Below are 560 nucleotides of genomic sequence, written 5' to 3' on the forward strand. Positions count from 1 at the left end.
CATAGAGAATGTCCGCCAATGCGCTTCCCGCCTCCTGGCCTCCGTGAGCGGAATATATGATCGCAGGAATGTGCGCTTTTGCCCAGTTGAGAGCAAACGGATAGCTGCTCGTTACGACAAGCACCGTATTGGTATTGGCTTTAGAAACAGCTTTCAGCAGATTTTCCTGGGCCGGAGGGAGTGTAATATCTCTTTCCGGTCTTCGGTTTCCCGGCCGTTGATGTAAGGATTGTTGCCGACAAACACGATGGCTTTGTCCGCGGATTTTGCCAGCTGAACCGCTTCATCCGTACCGCTCTTGATGATCGTCTTTGAAAACTTTTCCGCTGCTGTTGCCGGCTTTTCGGCGGCGGCTGTTAATGTGCCGTCTTTACCGGCAGTGAGATATTTGCCGTTTGCCGTATTTTTGATGGCAAATGTCCCGTCAGACTGCTGTTCGAACTGAAATGTTTCTTTAACGGTCCGGCCGTTCGGCTGTTTCTGATCAGCGATCAGCCGGCCGTCATCCTGAAGCGAGACATAGAGGCCGTTCGCTTGGGCGCGGAGGGTGAAGATGCTTT

The 560-nt window shown here is 52.5% G+C and carries 1 protein-coding gene and 1 pseudogene; both read right to left on the reverse strand.

Going from position 1 to position 560, the window contains the following annotated elements; all coding sequences use genetic code 11:
• Window positions 1-265 (reverse strand): glycoside hydrolase family 3 protein (locus tag ACWHAR_RS30545; protein WP_452088867.1); only part of this gene is annotated, 265 nt, incomplete at its 3' end.
• Window positions 154-560 (reverse strand): annotated as a pseudogene (locus ACWHAR_RS30550) (glycoside hydrolase family 3); the annotation flags it as partial. The gene ACWHAR_RS30545 and the pseudogene ACWHAR_RS30550, both read right to left, overlap by 112 nt.

This window comes from Bacillus sp. LR--39 (genome assembly GCF_053613335.1).